Origin of the sequence: Saccharopolyspora montiporae (assembly GCF_015209505.1) — a bacterium.
Classification (GTDB): Bacteria; Actinomycetota; Actinomycetes; order Mycobacteriales; family Pseudonocardiaceae; genus Saccharopolyspora; species Saccharopolyspora montiporae.
The window spans coordinates 140,846-161,404 of the sequence record NZ_JADEYC010000015.1 but is presented as its reverse complement, the minus strand read 5'-3'; the positions used below and the strand labels follow the sequence as shown (position 1 = coordinate 161,404).

Sequence of the window (20,559 nt, the reverse complement as noted above, 5' to 3'; positions counted from 1 at the left end):
CGACATCGGCGGAGGAACGCGAACACATGACCAAGGTTCCGAACATCACGCTCAACACCGGCGCGCGGATCCCGCAGCTCGGTTACGGCGTTTTCCAGGTCCCGGCCGACGAGGTCGTGGAGCCGGTGCGGAACGCTCTGCAAGCCGGATACCGCAGCATCGACACCGCGACGATCTACGGCAACGAGGAAGGTGTCGGCAAGGCGATCGCCGAGTCCGGCATCCCGCGCGAGGACCTGTTCATCACCACGAAGCTGTGGAACGACAGCCAGGGTTACGACGAGGCGCTCACCGCGTTCGACGCCAGCCTCACCCGACTCGGGCTGGACCACGTCGATCTCTACCTGATCCACTGGCCGCAGCCGGCCCGCGATCGCTACGTGGACACCTGGAAGGCGCTGGAGAAGCTGCACGCGGAGGGCCGCGCCAAGGCCGTCGGCGTGTCCAACTTCCAGATCCCGCACCTGCGCAGGCTGTTCGAGGAGACCGACGTCGTGCCTGCGCTCAACCAGGTCGAGCTGCACCCGAACCTGCCGCAGGCCGAGCTGCGCGCGTTCCACACCGAGCACGGCATCGCCACCGAGGCGTGGAGCCCGCTCGGTCGGAACAACGGCCTGCTGGACAGCGACACGGTCACTTCGCTGGCCGAGAAGTACGGCAAGACGCCGGGGCAGGTCGTGCTGCGCTGGCACATCCAGCTGGGCAACGTGACCATCCCGAAGTCGGTCACGCCCGCGCGCATCGAGCAGAACATCGACGTCTTCGACTTCGAGCTGGCCGATGACGACATGTCGGCGCTGACCGCGCTGGAGAACGGGGTTCGGGTCGGCCCGAACCCGGACGACTTCAACGACTGAGCAGCACGGACGCGTCCTCCGGGTCGGGGGACGCGTCCGGCCTGGGCGGTCAGGCCAGCGACGGGGACGGCGCCAGTCCGCGCAGCACGTTGCTGCCGGAGCGCAGCGACACCACTTGGCTGCGGGTCGCGATCCACTTCGGGAACCGGCCCAGCCGCTGCAACGGGGTGCTGCGCTGGGCGGAGGTGAACGCGGCGGTGCGGGACACCTTCATCACCCGCGGCCGCCGCTCCTGCTCGTAGGCGCGGAGCGCGGCGGTCGGCGCGGACCCGGCCGGCACGTCGGCCAGGCAGTTGGTCAGCATCCAGGCGTCCTCGAACGTCTGGTTGGCCGCCTGCGCGACCGCGGGCGGCATCGCGTGCACCGCATCGCCGAGCAGCGTGCTGCGCGGTCCGCCCCAGACGTGCGGCACCCGGTGCCGGACGTGCGGGAAGAAGCCCAGGTCGTCATCGGTCACCGAGGCGAGCAGCGCCTCGACCGGCTCCGGCCAGCCGCGGAAGATCCGGCGCAGGTCGGCCACGGACAGGGCCGAGTCGCCGTCCTTCCACGGCATGTCGAACCACCAGTGCAGCAGGCCCTCCCCGGTGGGGATGAGCCCGCAGTGCGCGTTGCGGCCGGCGATGTTGATCGTCTGGTGCCCGGCGGCGACCGGGAGCGCGCTGGAGGTCAGGCCCTGCCAGCTCGCCCACCCGGTGGGCTTGGCGGGCTCGGGGTCCAGCAGCATCGACCGCACGGTCGAGCGCTGGCCGTCGGCGCCGATCAGCAGGTCGGCGTCCGCACTGGTGCCGTCGGCGAACTCGACGGACACGTGGTCGGCGTGCTCGGTGACCCGGGTGCAGCGCTTGCCGAAGTGCAGCACGCCCTCGGGCAGCGCCTGCGCCATCCGGGCGATCAGCGCGCGCCGCGGGATCTGCACGGTCGGCGAGCCGAGCCGCTCGGTCACCTCGCTGAGGTCCGCTTCCCAGAGCAGGCGGCCGGTGTCGGTCATGGCACGCAAGCTGTCCAGCTGCCTGCCGACCTCGGTGATGTCGACGCCGAGCTGCTGCAGCGCGGCGGTCCCGTTGCTCCAGACCGTGATACCGGCGCCGGTGGTGCGCAGCTGCTGCGCGTGCTCGAAGACTTCCACATCGTGGCCGCTGTCGAGCAGCCCGTTGGCGACAGCGAGTCCCCCGACTCCGGCTCCGATCACGAGAACCCGCATCGTCTCCATCCGTCCCTGAGAAAACCGCTTCTACTTCAACTCTATCCAGTAAGCCGGATCTCCCGGATTGTCCTTGCTCACACCCCGTGCACGAGCGCCCGGGTCCGCTGCGCATTCCGGGCGAACGGAAGGCCCTTTTCCCGGTCGCATTCGCGAACTATGTTGCGGGGGATGAGCCCACGTGTCACTCCCCCCTTCCGCGCCGACCACGTCGGCAGTCTGCTGCGCCCGCAGTACCTGCTCGACGCCCGGGAGGAGCACGCCGCAGGCCGGCTTCCCGACGACGAGCTGCAGCGCATCACCGACGACGCGGTCACCGAGGTGGTCGCGATGCAGGAGCGGGTCGGCCTGTCCGCGGCCACCGACGGCGAGTTCCGCCGCAACTCCTGGCACATGGACTTCCTGTACCAGCTGGACGGCGTGAACCGGGTGACCGGCTCCGAACTGACCGTGCAGTTCCACAACGCGCAGGGCGACATCGAGTTCGCCACCCCGGAGATGCGGGTCGACGGCAAGATCGGACTGGGTGCGCCGATCTTCGCCGACGCGTTCACCGCGCTGGCGGACCGCGTGACGACGGCGACGCCGAAGCTGACCATCCCGTCCCCGGGGATGCTGGAGTACCGCGGCGGCCGCGCCGCCATCGACGAGGCGGTCTACCCGGACCTGGCCGGCTTCCGCGCTGATCTGGCCGCCGCCTACCGGGCCGAGGTGCGGGCGCTGGCCGGAATGGGCTGCCACTACCTGCAGCTCGACGACACGAGCCTGGCCTACCTCAACGATCCGGATCAGCGCAGGCAGCTCGCCGAGCGCGGGGACGACGCCGAGCACGCGCACCTGCAGACGATCCGGCTGATCAACGAGTCGTTGCGCGACCGGCCGGACACGATGTCGGTCACCACGCACATGTGCCGGGGCAACTACCGGTCGTCGTGGGTGGCCGAGGGCGGGTACGACTTCGTCGCCGAGGCGCTGTTCAACGAGCTGAACGTGGACGGGTTCTTCCTGGAGTTCGACGACGAGCGCTCCGGCACCTTCGCCCCGCTGCGGTTCGTGCCCGCGGGGAAGGCGGTGGTGCTCGGCCTGGTCACCACCAAGCGGGGCGAGCTGGAGTCGAAGGACGACCTCAAGCGCCGCATCGAGGAAGCCACCCGGTACATCGACATCGACCAGCTGTGCTTGTCCCCGCAGTGCGGTTTCGCCTCCACCAAGGAGGGCAACGCGCTGAGCTACGAGCAGGAAGTCGCCAAGTTGGAACTGATCGTGGAAACCGCGGCGGAGGTCTGGGGATAGTCACCGGACTGCCGGGGAGATCGACCGCGCTCGGCGCGTGGCACCGCGGTCGGCTCGGCGGTTCAGGCCGCCTGTTCGAGGAACTGGCCCGCGACCAGACCCGGCTCTTCCTCGCCGTCGAACCGGACCCACATGACGGGTCCGTCGAAGACCTCGGGGAGGCCGCTGGCGGACTCCACGACCGTGCCGACCTGATCGCGGAACCGGCCGAACGTAGCACGCACCCGCGCCCCTGGCTCGAACGGGCTCGATGACTGCTCCATGTGTGGGGACGTTACGTGGCCGCGAGCCGCAACGGAAATCGCCTCCCCCCGAGCCGAACATCACGGTTGTGACCTGCGCAGTCACCGTCGATGGGAGGATGCGCGCAGGGGTCGCGGCGCATGCGGGCAGTGACCGCCATCACGACGCGAGAGGACTCGATGCGGACCATCAAGGCGGCCGGCGAGCACGAGCTCGACGTGCGCAGATCGCGCTTCCGCTGCGCGCTGGCCCCGGTGACCTCGCAGGACCAGGCCCGGGATTTCGTGCAGCAGCGCCGCAGAGCGCACCCCGACGCCCGGCACCACTGCTCGGCGTTCGTCCTCGGTGACGACGGCGAGTTCCAGAAGTCCAGCGATGACGGGGAACCCGCAGGAACGGCGGGCACACCGATGCTGGAAGTGCTGCGCCACAATGAGATTACCAACACCGTGGCCGTCGTTACCCGCTACTTCGGCGGTGTGCTGCTGGGTGCCGGAGGGTTGGTCCGCGCCTACGGCAGCGCGGTCTCGGCCACGCTGGAGCAGGTCGGCACCGTGGAACGCCGTGCCATGCGCATGATCTCGACCACTGTGGACTACGGGGTCGCGGGGCGGCTGGAGAACGAGCTGCGGGCGGCGGGCTACCGGCTGGCCGACGTGGACTACCGCGAATCGGTCCGGTTGCACATCCTGGTGCCGGAGTCCGGCGTGCCCGAGTTCCGGACCTGGATCGCCGAGACGACGGGCGGCGCCGCCGAACCCGAGCTCGGCGAACTCGGCTACAGCGAGGTCTGAGGCCGGCGCCCGATCAGACCCGTTCGGCCTCGGGCAGCGGCCGCTCCGGCGCGGGCGGGCGGCTGAACCGCTCGACCGCCGCGACCGCCAGCACCGCGACCAGGGCGCCGAGGGCCATTCCGGCCAGCACGTCGTGCGGGTAGTGCGCGCCGACGAGGATCCGGGAGAAGCCGGCGAGCAGCGCCATGGCCAGGGCGGACACGGCGAACCGGCGCCACAGCAGCGCGATCGCCACGGCGAGCGCGGCCGCGATGGTGGTGTGGTTGCTGGGCAGCGACCAGTCGCCGTACTCGGGGCACGCCTCCACGGTCTCCCGCACCCCGGGCACGCCGCGGCAGGGGCGGTCCTGCTGGATCAGGTCCTTGGCGGTGGTGCTGACCAGGTAGGCGACCGCGGTGGCGGCGAACGGGGCGACCAGCAGCGGAATCCGCCGGTCCCGGCTGCGCCACCAGGCCAGCAGCACCAGCACGGCCAGCAGCACCAGGAACGCTTCGGTCAGGACGGCGACCAGCAGCTGCACCCATTCCGGGGCTGCCACCCCCCAGCCCGCGATCTCGCGGTACCAGGCATCGCTGATTTCAGGAGTTTCCGCGTTCGCCACGCGCAGTACGATACGACGTCACTCACACGTGTGATTGCACAGTATGTGACCAGCGGATATACCGAGCGCAGGAAATGAGCCGCGTCGAGCCCCGCGCACGGCCCGTCGAGCTCAACGGGTGACTCGTGATCCGCTCCCGCCCCCGACGCCGGTCGTACTCCCCGGAGACGGCAGTCGACGCGGAGGGACTCTTCGTGCAGGACGAGCTGATCGCGGAGTTGCCCGACGGTGCGGACCGCAGAGCAGCCGTGGTCAGCCGTCGTTGGTGGAGCGTCCGGTGATGGTGGCTTCGATCCCGTTGAGCAGCTGGGCGAGCCCGAAATCGTGGGCACGCACGGTGGATTCGGCCGCGTCGGTGTCGTAACCGCCGCTGCGCCAGACCCGGGTGATGGCCGGGTACCCCGTCTCGTCGAAGCGGTTGGCCCAGAACGATCGGCGCGCCTTGCGCCAGGATTCCCCGGACAGGCCGGTCTGCTCGGCCTGCGCGTCGTCGACCTCCAGCGCCGCGGTGGCATCGACGAAGGCGATGACCGCGTCGGCGGCGTCGGCCATGTGCTGCTCGGTCAACCCGATCCCGGAAAGCGCTTCCAGCAGGTATTCCCGCTGCTCCAACAGCCCCGGGCCGAGCGGCGGACGTACCGTGGAGACTTGGCGCAGCCACGGGTGGCTCCGGTAGCTTCGCCGGGTCAGGTCGGCGTAGCGGTGGATCCGGGCGCGCCAACCGTCCGGCGGCGGACCCCAGCGCAGGCCGCGCTCGACCAGTGCCGCGTCGACCATGAGGTCGATCAGCTCGGCCTTGCCGGGCAAGTAGGTGTACAACGACATCGTGCCGATGCCGAGCTCGCGCGCGAGCCGGACCATCGACATCGCCGCGAGGCCCTCGGCATCGGCGACGCGGATCGCGCCCTGCACGATCTCCTCGACGCTGTGTCCGGGTTTGCGGCCGGGTTTGCCGGTCTCCGGCGGGTCTCGCCACAGCAGCGCCAGCGTGCGTTCGGGATCTCCGTGTCCGCTCCGCTCCAGAACCATTCCCGTATAATATACGAATATATTTCACGTTCAGCACCGGGGCGGTGACCGCGGAGCGCGGCCGATGCTCACTCCCCGCGGCGAACCAGCAACATCGCCGCACCCGCCGCGGTCGCACCCCCGCCGGTCAGCAGGAGCACCGGCAGGGGACCGGGCCCGGTGGCGGCCAGACCACCCTGCGGCTGCGGTGGCGGCTCCGGGCCCGGCGGCGGTGGCGGCGCGGACTGCTCGGTCATCCGCACGGTCACCGGTTCGGAGCTCGACGGGGGGCAGGTGTCGGTACCGGAGTAGTGCGCGGTGATCGCGTGCTCGCCGGTATCGGGTTGATCGGTGGTCAGCGTCGCGGCGCCGTCCTCGCCGACGGTGGCGGTACCGATCTCCCGATCGCCGTCGGTGAAGCTGACGGTGCCGGTCGGCTCACCCGCGCTGCAGGTCACGGTGGCGGTCAGCGCGACGGGCACACCCCGGTGGACCACCGCGGGTTCGGCGGTGAGGTTCGTCGCGCTGCTCCGCGGCCGGACCAGGGCCGCGCTGCGCGCCTGGCCGGCACCCACGCCGGTCGCCGCGCGGTCGGCCGGGACCTCGGCCTGCACCGCCGTGCGCTGATCCGCGCCGCCGCCGATCCCGAGCTGGCCGGCCGCGTCGCTGCCCCACGCGAACACCCGCCCGAGATCGTCCAGCGCCAGGCTGTGGAACTCGCCGGCGGCGACATCGACGACCGCACCGTCGCCGGGCAGCGCGACCGGCACCGGACTGCTCCGGTCGTTCGCGGTGCCGTCACCGAGCTGGCCGCGGTCGTTGCCGCCCCAGGTGTACAGCCCGCCGTCCGGAGTGATCGCCAGGTTGTGGTCGTTGTCCGAGACCACCTCGTCCACCACCGCATCCCCCGGCAGGTTCGCCGACACCGGGCTCGTGCGGTCGGTGAACGTACCGTCACCGAGCTGCCCCTGGGAGTTGGCTCCCCAGGTCAGCAGCCGGCCGCTGCTGGTGACCGCCATCCCGTGCTGCGCACCGGCGGCCGCCGTTCGCGCCACCGCTCCGGCAGGCAGAGCTGCGCGCACCGGGACCGCGCTCGGCACGCGGTTTCCGCTACCCAGCTGGCCGTCCGAGTTGTCCCCCCAGGCCAGCACCGAACCGTCCGATGTGGACACTACGCTGAACGCCTCGCCCGCGGACGCCGAAGCGGCCCGTGCCCCGCCCGGGAGCGCGACCGCGACCGGGACGTCGCTGGCTTCCCGGCTCCCGTCGCCCAGCTGGCCCGCATCGTTGCGGCCCCAGGCCAGCACTCGCCCGTCCACGGTCAGCGCGAGGCTGAACCCGTATCCGGCCGACACGGCCAGCACCTCGGCGTCCTCGGGCAGCGCGACGTCCACCGGGACCGAGCTGGACTCGTTCGTCCCGTCGCCGAGCTGCCCCGCGCCGTTGCCGCCCCACGCCAGCACCCGCCCGTCGGAGGTCACCGCGAGAGTGTGGTCATCGCCACCCTCGACATCGGTGACCGAGACGCCCGTGGGCAGCTGCACGTCACCGGGCAGGTCGCGGTCCGCGGCGCCGGCGTCATCGTCGCCCAGCTTCTCGGACGAGCCCGCGCCCCAGCTCAACACCTCGTCCGCGGGTTCGGCCGCGACGGCGGGCGGACCCGCGGCCCCGGCGAGGAACAGCATCGCCAGCGCCGTGGACGCGACGCCCCACAGCGGGTTTCGGTGGTAAGCCACAGCAGAACCTCCGCGCACCGCACATTCCCGGCCTCCGCGATTCGAAAGCCGCGAGATCGCAGCCTGTGTACCTGTGCGCCGCGGGCGCGGCGATTTACCACACGCAAGATCGAGAACGCTTCACCCGAAGAGGCAACGTGGCGGCACGTTGCCTGGACCTGGGACGATGGCAGCAGGTGGGCCGCCACCGGAGGCGGCCCCGGAGCCGCGAGCCGGAGGAACCATGACCGAGGTACTGGACGACGCCGCCGTCGACCGGGAGCTGGCGACGCGCGACGGATGGTCCCGCTCCGGCAGTTCGCTGACCAGGACCTGGCAGTTCAAAGGCTTCGGCGGTGCCATGCAGTTCGCGAACGTGATCGCCTGGATCGCCAACCAGTCCGGGCACCACCCGGACATCGCGGTGCACGACTACAACCGGGTCACCGTCACCAGCACCACGCACGATGTGGGTGGAATCACCGAGCACGACTTCGCGTTGATCGGGCGGATCGACGACCGGACCCGCGAGTTCTGAACCGTTTCTGCCCCGCGGAAAACACGTGTGTGCAACGAATCCCACACAAGCGACGCTAGGCAGGCGGATCGCAGGATGACACCATCGCCTAGCGATCCGCACGGACATACCGGGCGGAATGTCAGCACCGAGGGAGGTGGTCGCACCGTGACGAACCCGTCGACGAACGGCCTCCGGCACACGGCCGGGGTTTTCGCGGACGTGCAGCAGCGCGATCCGCACCAGCGGTGGTTCCACCAGGCCGTGCACGAGGTGTTGGAGTCGCTGGAACCCGTGCTGGACCGGCACCCGGAGTACGGGCACGCGCAGGTGCTGGAGCGGTTGTGCGAGCCCGAGCGGCAGATCACGTTCCGGGTACCCTGGACCGACGATGCGGGGACGGTGCAGGTCAACCGGGGTTTCCGCATCGAGTTCAACTCGTCGCTGGGGCCGTACAAGGGCGGGCTGCGCTTCCACCCCACGGTCGATCTGGACACGGTCAAGTTCCTCGGCTTCGAACAGGTCTTCAAGAACGCGCTCACCGGGCTGCCGCTGGGCGGCGGCAAGGGCGGCTCCGACTTCGACCCGAAGGGCAAGTCGGACGGTGAGATCATGCGGTTCTGCCAGTCCTTCATGACCGAGCTGCACCGCCACCTCGGCGACCGCACCGACGTCCCGGCCGGGGACATCGGGGTGGGACAGCGGGAGATCGGCTACCTGTTCGGCCAGTACAAGCGAATCACCAACCGCTTCGAATCCGGCGTGCTGACCGGGAAGGGCCTGCACTGGGGCGGTTCCGAGCTGCGCGCCGAAGCCACGGGGTATGGCCTGGTGCACTTCGTGCAGGAGATGCTGCACGCGCGCGGCACCGAGCTGGACGGCCGGAACGTCGTGGTGTCCGGGTCGGGCAACGTCGCGATCTACGCGACCCGCAAGCTCCACCAGCTGGGCGCGACCGTGGTCGCGATGTCCGACTCGACCGGCTACCTGGTGGCCGAATCCGGGATCGACGTGGACCTCGTCGAGGAGATCAAGAGCTCCCGCTCGGGCAGGCTGGACGAGTACCCGGCGCGCGGCGGCCGCGCGGAGCACGTCACCGGCGGTTCGGTGTGGGACGTGCCGTGCTCGGTCGCGCTGCCCTGCGCCACGCAGAACGAACTGGACGCCGACGGGGCCGCGGCACTGGTACGCGGCGGCACGATCGCGGTGGCTGAGGGCGCCAACATGCCCACCACACCGGATGCCCTGGCGGTGCTGTCCGAAGCCGGCGTCGCGTTCGGCCCGGGCAAGGCGGCCAACGCGGGAGGTGTGGCCACCTCGGGCCTGGAGATGCAGCAGAACGCGGCTCTGGATGCCTGGGACCGCGATTACATCGACAAGCGGCTGGCCGACATCATGGCCGACATCCACACCACCTGCCAGCAGACCGCGGAAGCCTTTGGCGCACCGGGGAATTACGTGCTCGGCGCGAACGCGGCGGGCTTCCGCAAGGTCGCCGGCGCCATGCTCGACCAGGGCGTGGTCTGACGATCGGCCGCGAGGAGCGAGCGCCCGCAGCGGAGCTCGCTCATCGCGGCACCGACCCGCTCATCCCAGGTGGAGCCGGTGCCAACGGCTCCGACGTCGTGACCGGAACGGTCTCCGGGACCGCGAACGCCACCACGCAGATCGCGCAGGACAGCGCGAGTGCCGTCAGCGGGATGAGGACGAGCCCGACGAGGCCTCGCCCGGGCAGCGAATGCGCGGCGACGCCGCTTTCCGCGTCGCCGTCCGCCACCGCGATCCTCGTTTCGCGCGGGTGCGGGGCCGCCGAACGGTCCCTCAGTCGCAGCAAGCGCTCGTTCGATTCCCGGGCTCGACCTGCAGGTCTGGCGATGCGCCCGCGACCGCGGAGTCGCCCTTGACGACGTAAACCTCCCAAGGCTCCCGCCCCGGGCCGTGGACCCAAACCTTGTCCTGCTGGGCATAGCAACAAGTCGTGTCGTTCTCGACCTGCGTGAACAACCCCAGTCGCGCGAGCCGTTCGGTGGCGGCATCGACCGTTCCGGAGTCGTCGACCTCGACACCGAGGTGGTCCAGCACCGTGTCCTGCCCCGGGTCGCCTTCGAGCAGGACGAGCTTGAGCGGCGGCTCCGCGACGGCGAAGTTGGCGTAGCCGGGACGCCGCTTGGCGGGTTCGGCCCCGAACAGGTTGGTGTAGAAGGCAATCGATCCTTCCAGGTCACCGACCCGAAGAGCGAGCTGCAGACGAGACATGCGCATCCCCTTGATTCGGCATGCATCAAAACAGTGGCACGTGTCAGCTTGCTCCCCTGTATTGATGGCTGTCAATATAGAGACATGTCGAATCAGGACCCGGGCGTCGAGCTGTGCAGCTCACCGATGCTGCGGGAACCGCTCTCCGCGGAACAGGCCGCTGACCTGGCGCGCGTGTTCAAAGCCATCGGCGAGCCGGTGCGTGTGCGGCTGGTGTCGCTGATCGCCTCCCATGCTGGCGGTGAGGCGTGCGTATGTGACTTGACCGGGGCATTCGAGTTGTCGGGGCCGACGATCTCGCACCATCTCAAGGTGCTGCGCGAGGCCGGGGTCATCGAGGGCGAACGCCGGGGCACCTGGATCTACTACCGGGTGCGGTCCGCGACGCTGCACGCCCTCTCGTCCGTCTTGCTGCCCGCGGAATCCGGAGCGGTGACGGCGTGAACCGGACAGCGGAGGCACCGGCTGGTGCGCGCTTGCCGGTGCTGGACCGGCTGCTGCCGGTGTGGATCGGTGTGGCCATGCTGGCCGGCCTGCTCGCCGGGCGATGGATCCCCGGCCTCGGCGCGATGCTGGACGCGGTGGCCATCGACGGGATCTCCCTGCCCATCGCGGCGGGGCTGCTGGTGATGATGTATCCGGTCCTGGCCAAGGTCCGCTACGACCGGCTGGACACCGTCACCAGCGACAAGCGGCTGATGGTCTCCTCGCTCGTCCTCAACTGGGTGTTGGGTCCGGCGCTGATGTTCGCGTTGGCCTGGCTGTTCCTGCCGGACCTGCCCGAGTATCGGACCGGTCTGATCATCGTGGGCCTGGCGCGCTGCATCGCCATGGTCATCATCTGGAATGACTTGGCCTGCGGCGACCGGGAAGCTGCCGCTGTGCTCGTCGCCCTGAACTCGGTGTTCCAAGTGATCGCGTTCGCCGGGCTCGGCTGGTTCTACCTCGCGATCCTCCCCGCCTGGCTCGGGCTACCAGGGGTGGCTCTGGAGGTTTCGGCGTTCGAGATCGCCAAGAACGTCGTGATCTTCCTCGGCATCCCGCTGATCGCCGGGTACCTCACGCGAAAGCTCGGCGAACGAACCAGGGGACGCGACTGGTACGAGACGCGATTCTTGCCCAAGATCGGCCCCCTCACCCTGTGCGGGCTGCTGTTCACCATCGTGGTTCTGTTCGCCCTGCAGGGCGAGGCCATCACCGCCAACCCGCTCGACGTCGCACGGATCGCACTACCGCTGCTGGCCTACTTCACGATCATGTGGGCGGGCTCGTTCGCCTTGGGCAAGGCCCTGCGATTGAGCTACGAGCGGACAGCAACGCTGTCGTTCACCGCGGCCGGGAACAACTTCGAGCTGGCCATCGCGGTAGCCATCGCGACGTTCGGCGTCACGAGCGGCCAAGCCCTCGCCGGCGTCGTCGGCCCGCTCATCGAAGTCCCGGTCCTGGTCGGCCTCGTCTACGTCTCGCTGGCCGTGCGACGCCGGTTCACCTCGCCCGTCCCGCCGACCGAACACGTCCCGGCCCCCTGAACGAGGAGCGATGTTGCCCGCACTCCCGGAGGTCCTGTTCGTCTGCGTGCACAACGCCGGGCGATCGCAGATGGCTGCAGCGCTGCTGCACCACCACGCACGAGGTCGCGTGGCCGTCCGCTCGGCCGGATCCAGTCCCGCCGACGACCTCAACCCGGTGGTACTGGAGGTCATGGCCGAAGTCGGCCTCGATCTCACCCGGCAGGCGCCGAAGAAACTGCTCAACGCCGATGTCGACGCAGCTGACGTCGTGATCACCATGGGCTGCGGTGATGCCTGCCCAGTCGTCCCCGGCAAGCGCTACGTGGACTGGGACCTCGACGACCCCGCGGGCAAGGGCACGGCCGAGGTCCGCGGAATCCGCGACGAGATCGACCGCCGGATCCGCCACCTGGTCGCTGAGATCGCCCCCGAAGCATGAAGCGTGCTCGCCGAAACATCCGCACACGCCCGGACGGAGCCGTCAACAACCCGAACTCCGCAAGGGATTCCGCGGGCAAGTTGGCGGCACTCCAGAGGCGTCTTGTGCACGGCGCCCACGCCATTCACTGCAATACCAGCATGACCTGGGGTTTTGTGGGCCGCCGGGGGATCGAACCCCGAACCCGCGGATTCTGAGGCCACGTCCGGCGTCGTTTGACGACGGCTGATGGCACCTGACATGCGCTGCGTGCTTCGCAGATGCGAACGCATGTCAGACGCCTTCGCCTGTCGTCCTCTGACGTCGTTTCGTGGGGGTTTTGTGGGGCGACTGGCCTTAGCTTGAGCGTCGCGTCCGGACCGCTGGGAGCTTTGCCGTCCCGATCGTCGACGCGCCGCTTACTCGGGTTGCTCCGGCACTTCCAGGAGCGAGTGGGCCGCGTGGTTGGTCGTCGCTCCGTTGACGATCACCGAGTGGGCCAGCCCGTTGTAGACCAGGTCCCACAAGTCCCGGTCTTCCTGCAGTTCGTCAACCCGAACTTGAACGGACCGGCCGCCGCTGTCCTTCAGATCGAGGTGCATCGACGCCCCGCGATGGCGAACCTTGATGTCGGTGAGCTCGTACAGCAGGACCCAAGTGCGTCCGATCTTGAGCCAGTCCGCCCCAGCAGCAGGATCGACGAGGCGGAAGATGCCGTACATACCCAGAGCAGCTACGAACAGGAAGATCCACATCCACCAGACCGTGAGCCAGGCGAAGTCGAGCCCTTGGCGGAGACTGATCAGGATGCCGATCACGAAGAAGGCGGCAACACCCATACCGATCGCGTAGCGCTGGCTGTGCCGGTACCACTCCAGCACAGGACCTTGTGCCTTCGGCGGCGTAGGTTTGCGCCGTTCACTGCGGTCGCGTTCCGAATCCTGCTCCTTCGGCGGCTTGTCCCGTTTGAAGAACCCGGGCGCCCGCGGTGGTCGCGGTTCGCCGGTCCACCGGTCCGGCCGTGGCGGCAACTGCTCTCGCGTTACAGGAGTTTCCTCAGACATGCTCCGCACCCTGTTCTAGTCGCCGGTCAGGGAATCCTCTGCCTTGGTCGCGAGGAAGTCGCCAGCCATGCTCCCAAGGGCGCCACCCACGACGGTTCCGACACCGGGACAAATCGCGGAGCCAGCCGCAGCGCCGACGGCCCCGCCCACCGCGCCCCCCGTGAGGCTGGCTCCAGCATCCGCCGCCGCCTCACCGGCCGTGTCCGTCCCCGTCGCATAGTCGGACGCTTCCGAGCCCACGGTCGCAACTGTCCCGACGTAGGGGAGCCCACGGAGAACGGACCCCGCGCCACGTGCGATTTTCGACCCACCCTTGACGTACCGACTCGCGTCAGCCGCGACGAAGTTGCTGCCGCGTTCTCCAATTTTCCTGGAGAGTCGCCCAGTCTTCTCCGCGTGCATGTTGGCAACTTTGCCCTTGGCGCGGGTTGTCATGGCGGCGACCTTGGTTTTCGCAGCGTCACTGCTGTGATCTGCCACCCTGGCCATTTTGTCCATTTCCTTTGCTCGGCCCTCCAAGGTATGAGCCTTGTCGACAAGGGCAGCTGCACTGTCCGTGGACGTCTTTACCGCGGCCAAGCCTCCGGTTACCGCTCGCATCACGTGCGTCTTGATCGTGTTGAACGTCTCGTAGGGACTCTTCAGCTCACCTTCGAGCTTGCGGTGCGCTTCTTCTTGTTTCGTCCGGGCATCAGCGACCGTCTCTCCTGCCGCCCGGAAGGCCTTCTGCTTCATGTCCGCCCCGTCTGGCGCACCTGACTCACCAGCGGGGTCCGCAGGGCTAGGTTTCGGGGGAAGGATCTTCGTGCCGTTGATTACCAGACCCGCTCCGCGGGCGACGTCGCGCGCATCGCCCATCCGAGATTTGACGGTGTCGATCTCGTCAGCGAAGACCGCCAACGCCGACCGAACCTTCTTGATCCCACCTTCTAGTTCGTCCGCGTTCGTGGCGTGCCTGCCGAGCTCTCCGCGTGCCGCATCCGCAGCAGTTCCCGTCCAAAAGCCTTCGGACGAGCTCCGCTGCTGGTTCATGCTGTCGGCGACTTCGCTGATGCCATCCGCGAGCTTGCCCAACCAACCGGCCGTCCGCCGGCACGTGTCAGGTTCGTCCAGTACGTCGGTATCCAGTTCCCCAGCCATATCCTCGCTCCCGCTCAGTCCGGCTGGCCGCCGTACTTGTCGGAGTACTCCTTCTGCAGGTCCTGCGCGTTGCGGTTATCCACGTCGCCATAGCTGCCGTCACTAGCGTCGATCTTGCCCGCGATCTCCTCAACGGTCGCGATCAGCCCTGCCGCGGCTTCTGAGAGCACACTGAGCGTGTGGCTCATCTTCTCGGCAGAGGTGCTCACTTCCGGCATGTCGGGCGAGCCACCCGCAGCGTCATCCAGTTGATCAGTGCTATTTCGCAGCCCCGAGGCCATTTGACGTACCTGCTCGTGACTGACGTGGACTTCGTCACCGGACATGCTCACTCCTTTCCGCTGTGGCGCAGGTGTTCGGGAAGTGGCGTGTCCAGGCAGATCGTGTGGGCTCCGCACTGACGTCGAACATCACCGAGCACGCCTGCTGGGACGGGGGCAGCGGCTTGGTGGGGTCCGCATGCTTTCTGCAGCGCGACCTGCGAGGTGTAGGCCATGACCGCCAACCGGCCCCCGGGCATGGGTTGCAGCTCCAATTCGACCTGGTCCGGCCTACCGCTGAACGAGCGAGAAGCGACGTGGACCGTCATCCAATCCGGAGACTCAGCGCTGTTCCAGTCCGCGTCGTCGGTTGCCCAGCCGCCGGTGGTTCCACGGAGATCAGTGGGGATGGAGCCGTCCAACGCCACGCCGAAACGGAAGGTCGGAGGAGCCATCGCCGATCCTTCGCTGACGCACGCGATCTCACGCACCTTGCTGGTCGGCAGCAAGATCCATGGCTGATCCGGGCCGCACCCCTCGATGAACGTCTCCAGGGTTGAGTACCCGAGTACCACCAGCTGACCGGACAGTTCCCGGGTCTCCAGCATCAGCCCGCTGTTCTCCTGGTCCGGACAACAAGCGAGATACAGCTGCGCAGGCAGCATGTCGGTCTCGTCCGGATCGTAGACTCGGGGTTTCTCGGCAACGCCGGTCATCGCGGCTCCAGCTCGGTACGACTACGCCGCGCGGACTCTAACCAGCGAGACCGCGCTCCACCCCCGTTTTCGCGCAAACTGGCAACTGTGCTGCGCATACGCCAAAGGCCGCGCGTACCGGACGGTTGGGCTGCGGGCAGTTGCCCCGGACCCACGATGCTGGTCGCAACCGCATCGGGCTGCTCTGCGACACGAGACCGGACCAACAATCTGACGGAATCCAGGTTCCGGCTCCCCCATCGTCTGACATCGGTTGCCAGCCTAGCTCGTGATCAGCACGGATTGCGTCCGCAAATGGCCATCGTGGTTGGCCGTCTGCGGACGTTTTTCATCGTTTCGGACACATAAAGTGCACGACGGCGAGCCGATCCAGCCTGCACTTGGTGATGAAGTGCACCACGGACTTCCTCAACCAGCGACAACACCCCAGTGAAGCGGCTTGACCAGGCAAAACCCTGCTGGTTGTCCGCCATCATTTTTCGACGGTCGCCGCACCACCTTGTCCCGGATATGTACCAGCGTGGGCGTGGCCTGCCTTCCGGAGAGCCTGACCGCGTCGCACACCGGCACGATCGTCGCCGCCCCACGATCTGGCATGTCGTGGCGCCGACCGTTCCGACCGCCGCGAGGGCAGTGGATTGAGCCATTAGAGCGAATTCCGGCAATGATTCGTACAGAGTCGTTCTTTTTATAGCGCCCCCAAAGGAGAGTAACTAGACTTGTGGCGGGTACAACCAGTGGGAGCATGGGTGAAAGACTGGAATCAGTTCTCGCCGCGTTTCAAGGGCGGCCAGGTCGCCGAACGCGTTTCATCACAAGACAGCATTGCCCTAGTCCTCGTCATTGAGGCGCTTGGTGGGATACTCCAAGGGACACCTCGAAATATTCTGGATCTATCTGGCCGAATATCTCTGGAAAAATTCGAGGACATTGAAATCCGCTGGGACGGTGGGTGCTTGATAGTTAGCGTGAAAGATAAGCATCTATCCTACCAGGAAGCGAAGTCGGAATTAGAGAAGTTCGAAGAAATTCTCGCCACTATGCCAAGACTTGGGGAAGTCGCATTTAGAATTGAGGCGACGGCCTTGTCTGGGAGCAAAACGCGGGACCTTCAGGGCGATTTGGATCGCTTACTCCAGGTGGCGTCGACTGAAATATCTGATGAGCTAGACGAGGTCATCGAGGAATTCGAGGAAAAGCATGGGGTAAGTGGCGACGTTGCGGTGAAGTCCTGCATCTCGTCGCGGGATTTGAGTCGAGATTCCGATACCGCACGAGCTATCTTTGCGACACAGTTTAGGTCCGTTTTCCCCGTGGCCGACTTTACAGACGACCGGATCGAGGAGATATTTCACGACTACACCTCAAGGATACTCGCTGGGGCGCGCCGAAGGAGGGAAACCATTGCTCTGTCGCAGCTTAGGCGTGAACTTCTTGAGCCGTTGGTGCCGCTTGAGCTGATGCAAACGAAGTTTGATGTACTCAGGACTCCATTCGGCTACGTCCCAGACCAAGACCTCGGAGAGGCATGGCATCGAGAGCACGAGATCGCTATGGCAGTCAGGCGAGAGGTCGTCAAGAAATGGAAGAGGCACACGCGTCGCGACCTGATCGCCTATTTCACGTATAAGTCTAGAGTTCGGTGCCCATTCTGTAACTACCCAACAGTGCGTTCGCTTCTCAACGACGGCGGTCTGGGCTGTCCAAAATGCGGATGGTTTCCATACCTGACTGTGTTTTATGCGTGTGATTGCCGAGCACCTGTTCCCGTAATTCGACAGCCTCCAATGGATGGCCTTGATATGTTTAGCGACCTCTTGGAATACGTAAGAAAAGAGCGCCCTAAATGCACAGAATGCGGCTTAGACGTCGAAACAGAAAAGCTTCAGGACCGCACATTCTTGGCGCATTTGCCGTGGCCAATCGAAGAATACTCCGACGAGAAAATAATACAGATGCGAATTGACATGGGGTGGGATGGCGCCAAATATAAGATTGAGGGCGAGACCCCCCTTAGCCTTATCATGAAAGGGCGCGCCTCTGAAATATTCGAAGAAGATTGAGGATGAGGAAACTTCCAACTGGGGGATAGAAATCAAGTCACGGCGGAGACGTCTTGCCCTACACCTGCAAGGGAGGGCCTCTGTCCTCACCCCGTCGACCTGGCGTAGCCCTCATCAGCTCGTGTCAAGGGGGCAACCGCCGATGGTCACGTGACGCCAGTGCGCGAGCTTGCCCCCTTGACGCGGGCTGATAGCCCTTGTGGAGGTCGATGGGGTGAGGACAGAGCAGCCACGACCGAACCGCAGCCGATGTGCCTGTCCCCCTCACCCTGTTGGCCTGCCCGTCCGGCGAGGACATCTCTTTGTGCCTGAGCGTGCAGCCTTCTTCTGGCGGAGCCGGGCCCGCCTGCCTTCCGATCTGGTCGGCGCGCGGGGTGCCGGGGTGCCGGAGGCGGGCCCCCGGCGGGGCCCCGCTGCGCTGACCTCGGAAACAGCAGGCAGGCGGGCCCGCAGGGCCCGCCCTTGATGCAGTAGAGAAACTCTGAACACACGCACACCACGACAGCGTCCGTGCTGGTCAGCGCTCCTCTTCGCGGCGCTGTCGGGCTAGCTCGTGCATCTCGGTCACGACTTCGTCGTAGCGCCACCGATATTGCCCGCCGGGCGTCACCAGTGCAGGTGTGATCAACCCTTGCTGCGCGTAGTGCGAGATGGTGCGCCGCGCGAGCCCAAGCCTGCGGGCCAACTCGCTACTGGAGATCAACGGCTCGTCGGCGGTCACCGCCACATCGTGCGGACCTGGAACGCCCACCGCTGCCTTGCTCGCCTCAGACGTATATGTTTGCCTTGTTTGCCTGGTTTATTTTCGGGAGGTCCGATGAACGAACAGACCGCACTCGCCGTGCTGCTGCGAGCGATGCAATGGGAACTGGATCACGCCGCGTTCGAAGTCGGCGGCGGACGACTGAGCGGTGAAGAGCGCCTGCGGCTGGCCGAACGCCTGCGACACACGGCGAACCACCTGCAGGACGCCATCACTGTGAGCCCGAACGATCAGGTCAACTGAATACGGCTGCGTGTTTGCTGGGAGGTGCGCCGCGGATGTCTACGCAGCCGGTGTCAGCGGCTCAGCAGCTGTTCCAACGTCTCCGCGTCCACCGCGCACCGGAATCCAGTGTCGTCGTCGCACATCGTCTCGGCGGCATCGTTGAACGACGACGGGGTGCACCGGTCGAACGGGCTCGTCCACGCCCCGCCGCGCAGCTCCCGCCGGCCGGGCTTGGACTCGGTGCCCAGCCACTCCCAGACGTTGCCGCACAGGTCGTACGTGCCGTACGGGCTCACGCCGCTCTGGTAGCGATCGACCGGTGTGGTGGCGCCGACACCGTTCTCCCGGACGTTGCACTTGGCCGGGGTCGGCTGGTCGCCTCACGGGTAGACGTTGCCGCGGTGCCGCGAGCGGCCTTCTCCCACTGCTGCGAGCTGGGCAGGGACTTGCCCGCCCACTCTGCGTACGCCGCGGCATCCTTCCACGTCACGAAGACCACGGGGTGCGTGGCCAGACCTTCGGGGTAGGTCGGACCGTCCCAGTGCTTCGGAGGTTCGTGCCCCGTGGCAGGGACTTCGACGGCATAACGAGGACGATCGAACGGACCGGGCGGACGAAGGCAGCAGCGGAGCGCAACCTCAAGCGTGATCTGGCCGAGCGGATCAAGGCTCAGTCCGGGCCTTCTACTGGCCCCGAAACGAAGTTCCGCGACGTCGCGGAACTGTGGTTTCAGACGATCGAGCAACAGGTGAATGCTGGTGCGCGGTCCCCGACGACTCTGGACCAGTACAGGAGCAATCTGAACCTGCACGTGCTCCCCGCTCTTGGCGAACTGCGAGTTGGGCGCGAGGTCACCGTTCCGGCTGTAGAAGGGTTCCTGCAAACACTCCGGACCACCAGGAGCGCTTCGGTTGCGAAGACCGCTCGATCGATCGTCTCGGGAGTCATGGGGTACGCCGTACGTCAAGGGTTGGTCCAGCAGAACCCGACACGAGAAACGACGCGGCTTCATGCACGGCAGAAGCGGAAGCCCCGGGCCCTGACCTTGCAAGAGCGCATCAAGTGGCTTGAGCAGATGGAGGCTGATGAGAAGGCGGTCCGATGGGACTTGCCAGACCTGTCCTGCTTCATGCTGGCCACCGGCGTTCGCATCGGAGAAGCGCTAGCCGTGTACTGGCCGGAAGTCGACTTGGACACCGGGCTTGTCGCAGTGGATCACAACGTGGTGCGCGTGAAGGGGACAGGCTTGATCCGGAAGTCGACGAAGACGGAGTACGGAGAGCGGACCTTGCCCCTTCCTTCCTGGGCTGTGGAGATGCTGCGCAGGCGCTTTGCTGAAGCCGGGGAGCCCATCGACGGGCCGGTGTTCCCGAGCGAGGTCGGCGGTCTGCGCGATGCCTCGAACACCCGTCGCGTCCTTCGGCAGACCCGTGGCAGCGAGGGATTCGAGTGGGTCACGTCGCACGTGTTCCGCAAGACTGCGGCGACCATTCTCGATGAGGCTGGGCTTGCGGCGCGGTTGATCGCCGATCAACTGGGGCACTCGCGTCCGTCGATGACGCAGGACGTGTACATGGGGCGGCGGGCGATCAACCGAGCCACTGCCGACGCGCTCGAGGACGCGTTCACCACCGACCCCTCCACCGATGGTCCGGCGTAGTTTTGCGTGAGTTCAGCGTGGATGGCGCCCGGAAAGCACGGAAACCCCAGCTTCTGACCTGGGGTTTTGTGGGCCGCCGGGGGATCGAACCCCGAACCCGCGGATTAAAAGTCCGCTGCTCTGCCGGTTGAGCTAACGGCCCTGCCGGAGCAAGGCTACAAGGTCGAGAGGCCGCCCCGTGGGGCGGTCGGCGGTTCGCGCGTTGTTGCCCTGGGCGTTGTCGACCGGTGCTCCTACCTCGAACTCCCGTTCGG

At 67.1% G+C, this 20,559-nt stretch carries 25 protein-coding genes and 1 tRNA gene; 11 read left to right on the top strand and 15 right to left on the bottom strand.

What is annotated here, in order from left to right; translation table 11 throughout:
- Window positions 1-26 precede the first annotated feature (26 nt).
- The gene (locus IQ251_RS10260; RefSeq protein WP_193928261.1) at window positions 27-857 is read left to right on the top strand and encodes an aldo/keto reductase; all 831 of its coding nucleotides are present in this window, start codon (window positions 27-29) and stop codon (window positions 855-857) included.
- 49 nt (window positions 858-906) lie between these two features.
- Here IQ251_RS10260 and IQ251_RS10255 read toward each other — a convergent pair whose 3' ends face one another.
- Window positions 907-2,058: an FAD-dependent oxidoreductase gene (locus IQ251_RS10255; RefSeq protein ID WP_228046492.1), complete on the bottom strand. Its 1,152-nt coding sequence runs from the start codon at window positions 2,056-2,058 to the stop codon at window positions 907-909.
- 171 nt (window positions 2,059-2,229) lie between these two features.
- On the opposite strand from IQ251_RS10255, the gene IQ251_RS10250 reads away from it, so the two are divergent.
- A complete protein-coding gene (locus IQ251_RS10250; protein WP_193928259.1) occupies window positions 2,230-3,351 on the top strand; it encodes a 5-methyltetrahydropteroyltriglutamate--homocysteine S-methyltransferase in 1,122 nt (373 codons plus the stop codon).
- A gap of 62 nt (window positions 3,352-3,413) precedes the next feature.
- Here the strand turns inward: IQ251_RS10250 and IQ251_RS10245 are convergent, their stop codons facing one another.
- On the bottom strand, window positions 3,414-3,614 hold the full coding sequence (locus tag IQ251_RS10245) for a KOW motif-containing protein (RefSeq protein WP_193928258.1): 201 nt from the start codon (window positions 3,612-3,614) through the stop codon (window positions 3,414-3,416).
- Window positions 3,615-3,773: 159 nt separating this feature from the next.
- On the opposite strand from IQ251_RS10245, the gene IQ251_RS10240 reads away from it, so the two are divergent.
- On the top strand, window positions 3,774-4,388 hold the full coding sequence (locus IQ251_RS10240) for a YigZ family protein (protein WP_193928257.1): 615 nt from the start codon (window positions 3,774-3,776) through the stop codon (window positions 4,386-4,388).
- 13 nt (window positions 4,389-4,401) lie between these two features.
- Here IQ251_RS10240 and IQ251_RS10235 read toward each other — a convergent pair whose 3' ends face one another.
- The 3 genes from IQ251_RS10235 to IQ251_RS10225 all read right to left on the bottom strand — a co-directional run bounded on the left by IQ251_RS10235 (window position 4,402) and on the right by IQ251_RS10225 (window position 7,733).
- Complete coding sequence (locus IQ251_RS10235) at window positions 4,402-4,989, bottom strand: phosphatase PAP2 family protein (RefSeq protein WP_193928256.1); 588 nt, start codon at window positions 4,987-4,989, stop codon at window positions 4,402-4,404.
- 252 nt (window positions 4,990-5,241) lie between these two features.
- On the bottom strand, window positions 5,242-6,018 hold the full coding sequence (locus tag IQ251_RS10230) for a TetR/AcrR family transcriptional regulator C-terminal domain-containing protein (protein ID WP_193928255.1): 777 nt from the start codon (window positions 6,016-6,018) through the stop codon (window positions 5,242-5,244).
- Between the two features lie 68 nt (window positions 6,019-6,086).
- Entirely contained in the window at window positions 6,087-7,733 is a 1,647-nt protein-coding gene (locus IQ251_RS10225) for an RCC1 domain-containing protein (RefSeq protein ID WP_193928254.1), read from the bottom strand.
- A 223-nt stretch (window positions 7,734-7,956) separates the two neighbouring features.
- On the opposite strand from IQ251_RS10225, the gene IQ251_RS10220 reads away from it, so the two are divergent.
- Entirely contained in the window at window positions 7,957-8,250 is a 294-nt protein-coding gene (locus tag IQ251_RS10220) for a 4a-hydroxytetrahydrobiopterin dehydratase (protein ID WP_193928253.1), read from the top strand.
- A 147-nt stretch (window positions 8,251-8,397) separates the two neighbouring features.
- Window positions 8,398-9,756, top strand: coding sequence for an NADP-specific glutamate dehydrogenase (gene gdhA, locus IQ251_RS10215; RefSeq protein WP_370591316.1), 1,359 nt, complete (start codon window positions 8,398-8,400; stop codon window positions 9,754-9,756).
- A gap of 40 nt (window positions 9,757-9,796) precedes the next feature.
- On the opposite strand, the gene IQ251_RS10210 is transcribed toward gdhA, so the two are convergent.
- Together IQ251_RS10210 and IQ251_RS10205 are read right to left on the bottom strand one after the other, a co-directional pair.
- Entirely contained in the window at window positions 9,797-10,006 is a 210-nt protein-coding gene (locus IQ251_RS10210) for a hypothetical protein (protein WP_193928251.1), read from the bottom strand.
- 44 nt (window positions 10,007-10,050) lie between these two features.
- On the bottom strand, window positions 10,051-10,485 hold the full coding sequence (locus IQ251_RS10205) for an ArsI/CadI family heavy metal resistance metalloenzyme (RefSeq protein ID WP_193928250.1): 435 nt from the start codon (window positions 10,483-10,485) through the stop codon (window positions 10,051-10,053).
- 84 nt (window positions 10,486-10,569) lie between these two features.
- Between IQ251_RS10205 and IQ251_RS10200 the strand changes: the two genes are divergently transcribed.
- The 3 genes from IQ251_RS10200 to IQ251_RS10190 are packed head-to-tail and all read left to right on the top strand — an operon-like array spanning window position 10,570 to window position 12,435.
- Window positions 10,570-10,929: an ArsR/SmtB family transcription factor gene (locus IQ251_RS10200; protein WP_193928249.1), complete on the top strand. Its 360-nt coding sequence runs from the start codon at window positions 10,570-10,572 to the stop codon at window positions 10,927-10,929.
- Window positions 10,926-12,014, top strand: coding sequence for an ACR3 family arsenite efflux transporter (gene arsB / locus IQ251_RS10195; protein WP_193928248.1), 1,089 nt, complete (start codon window positions 10,926-10,928; stop codon window positions 12,012-12,014). Before IQ251_RS10200 ends, arsB begins: the two co-directional genes overlap by 4 nt.
- 13 nt (window positions 12,015-12,027) lie before the next feature.
- Complete coding sequence (locus IQ251_RS10190) at window positions 12,028-12,435, top strand: arsenate reductase ArsC (protein ID WP_193928348.1); 408 nt, start codon at window positions 12,028-12,030, stop codon at window positions 12,433-12,435.
- 398 nt (window positions 12,436-12,833) lie between these two features.
- On the opposite strand, the gene IQ251_RS10185 is transcribed toward IQ251_RS10190, so the two are convergent.
- Genes IQ251_RS10185 through IQ251_RS10170 form a run of 4 tightly spaced genes read right to left on the bottom strand, consistent with a single transcriptional unit; the run spans window position 12,834 to window position 15,594 of the window.
- Window positions 12,834-13,478 carry an MFS transporter gene (locus tag IQ251_RS10185; RefSeq protein ID WP_228046491.1) on the bottom strand — a complete coding sequence of 215 codons (645 nt, stop codon included), beginning with the start codon at window positions 13,476-13,478 and terminating at the stop codon, window positions 12,834-12,836.
- Between the two features lie 15 nt (window positions 13,479-13,493).
- Entirely contained in the window at window positions 13,494-14,618 is a 1,125-nt protein-coding gene (locus IQ251_RS10180) for a hypothetical protein (protein ID WP_193928247.1), read from the bottom strand.
- 14 nt (window positions 14,619-14,632) lie between these two features.
- Window positions 14,633-14,944, bottom strand: a complete 312-nt coding sequence (locus IQ251_RS10175; RefSeq protein ID WP_193928246.1) for a hypothetical protein — start codon at window positions 14,942-14,944, stop codon at window positions 14,633-14,635.
- A 2-nt stretch (window positions 14,945-14,946) separates the two neighbouring features.
- Window positions 14,947-15,594 carry an SAV_915 family protein gene (locus IQ251_RS10170; RefSeq protein ID WP_193928245.1) on the bottom strand — a complete coding sequence of 216 codons (648 nt, stop codon included), beginning with the start codon at window positions 15,592-15,594 and terminating at the stop codon, window positions 14,947-14,949.
- A gap of 749 nt (window positions 15,595-16,343) precedes the next feature.
- Here IQ251_RS10170 and IQ251_RS10165 point away from each other — a divergent pair.
- Complete coding sequence (locus tag IQ251_RS10165) at window positions 16,344-17,657, top strand: hypothetical protein (RefSeq protein ID WP_193928244.1); 1,314 nt, start codon at window positions 16,344-16,346, stop codon at window positions 17,655-17,657.
- 517 nt (window positions 17,658-18,174) lie between these two features.
- Here IQ251_RS10165 and IQ251_RS10160 read toward each other — a convergent pair.
- The gene (locus IQ251_RS10160) at window positions 18,175-18,378 is read right to left on the bottom strand and encodes a MerR family DNA-binding transcriptional regulator (protein WP_193928243.1); all 204 of its coding nucleotides are present in this window, start codon (window positions 18,376-18,378) and stop codon (window positions 18,175-18,177) included.
- A gap of 96 nt (window positions 18,379-18,474) precedes the next feature.
- On the opposite strand from IQ251_RS10160, the gene IQ251_RS10155 reads away from it, so the two are divergent.
- Window positions 18,475-18,663 carry a hypothetical protein gene (locus IQ251_RS10155; protein WP_193928242.1) on the top strand — a complete coding sequence of 63 codons (189 nt, stop codon included), beginning with the start codon at window positions 18,475-18,477 and terminating at the stop codon, window positions 18,661-18,663.
- Between the two features lie 53 nt (window positions 18,664-18,716).
- Here IQ251_RS10155 and IQ251_RS19990 read toward each other — a convergent pair whose 3' ends face one another.
- Together IQ251_RS19990 and IQ251_RS20270 are read right to left on the bottom strand one after the other, a co-directional pair.
- Entirely contained in the window at window positions 18,717-18,941 is a 225-nt protein-coding gene (locus IQ251_RS19990; RefSeq protein WP_370591315.1) for an SUMF1/EgtB/PvdO family nonheme iron enzyme, read from the bottom strand.
- A complete protein-coding gene (locus IQ251_RS20270) occupies window positions 18,938-19,135 on the bottom strand; it encodes an SUMF1/EgtB/PvdO family nonheme iron enzyme (RefSeq protein ID WP_370591314.1) in 198 nt (65 codons plus the stop codon). The genes IQ251_RS19990 and IQ251_RS20270 overlap by 4 nt, the downstream gene beginning before the upstream one ends.
- A 66-nt stretch (window positions 19,136-19,201) precedes the next feature.
- On the opposite strand from IQ251_RS20270, the gene IQ251_RS19725 reads away from it, so the two are divergent.
- Entirely contained in the window at window positions 19,202-20,305 is a 1,104-nt protein-coding gene (locus tag IQ251_RS19725) for a tyrosine-type recombinase/integrase (protein ID WP_370591313.1), read from the top strand.
- A 69-nt stretch (window positions 20,306-20,374) separates the two neighbouring features.
- On the opposite strand, the gene IQ251_RS10140 is transcribed toward IQ251_RS19725, so the two are convergent.
- A tRNA-Lys gene (locus tag IQ251_RS10140) sits at window positions 20,375-20,447 on the bottom strand.
- Window positions 20,448-20,559: the final 112 nt, after the last annotated feature.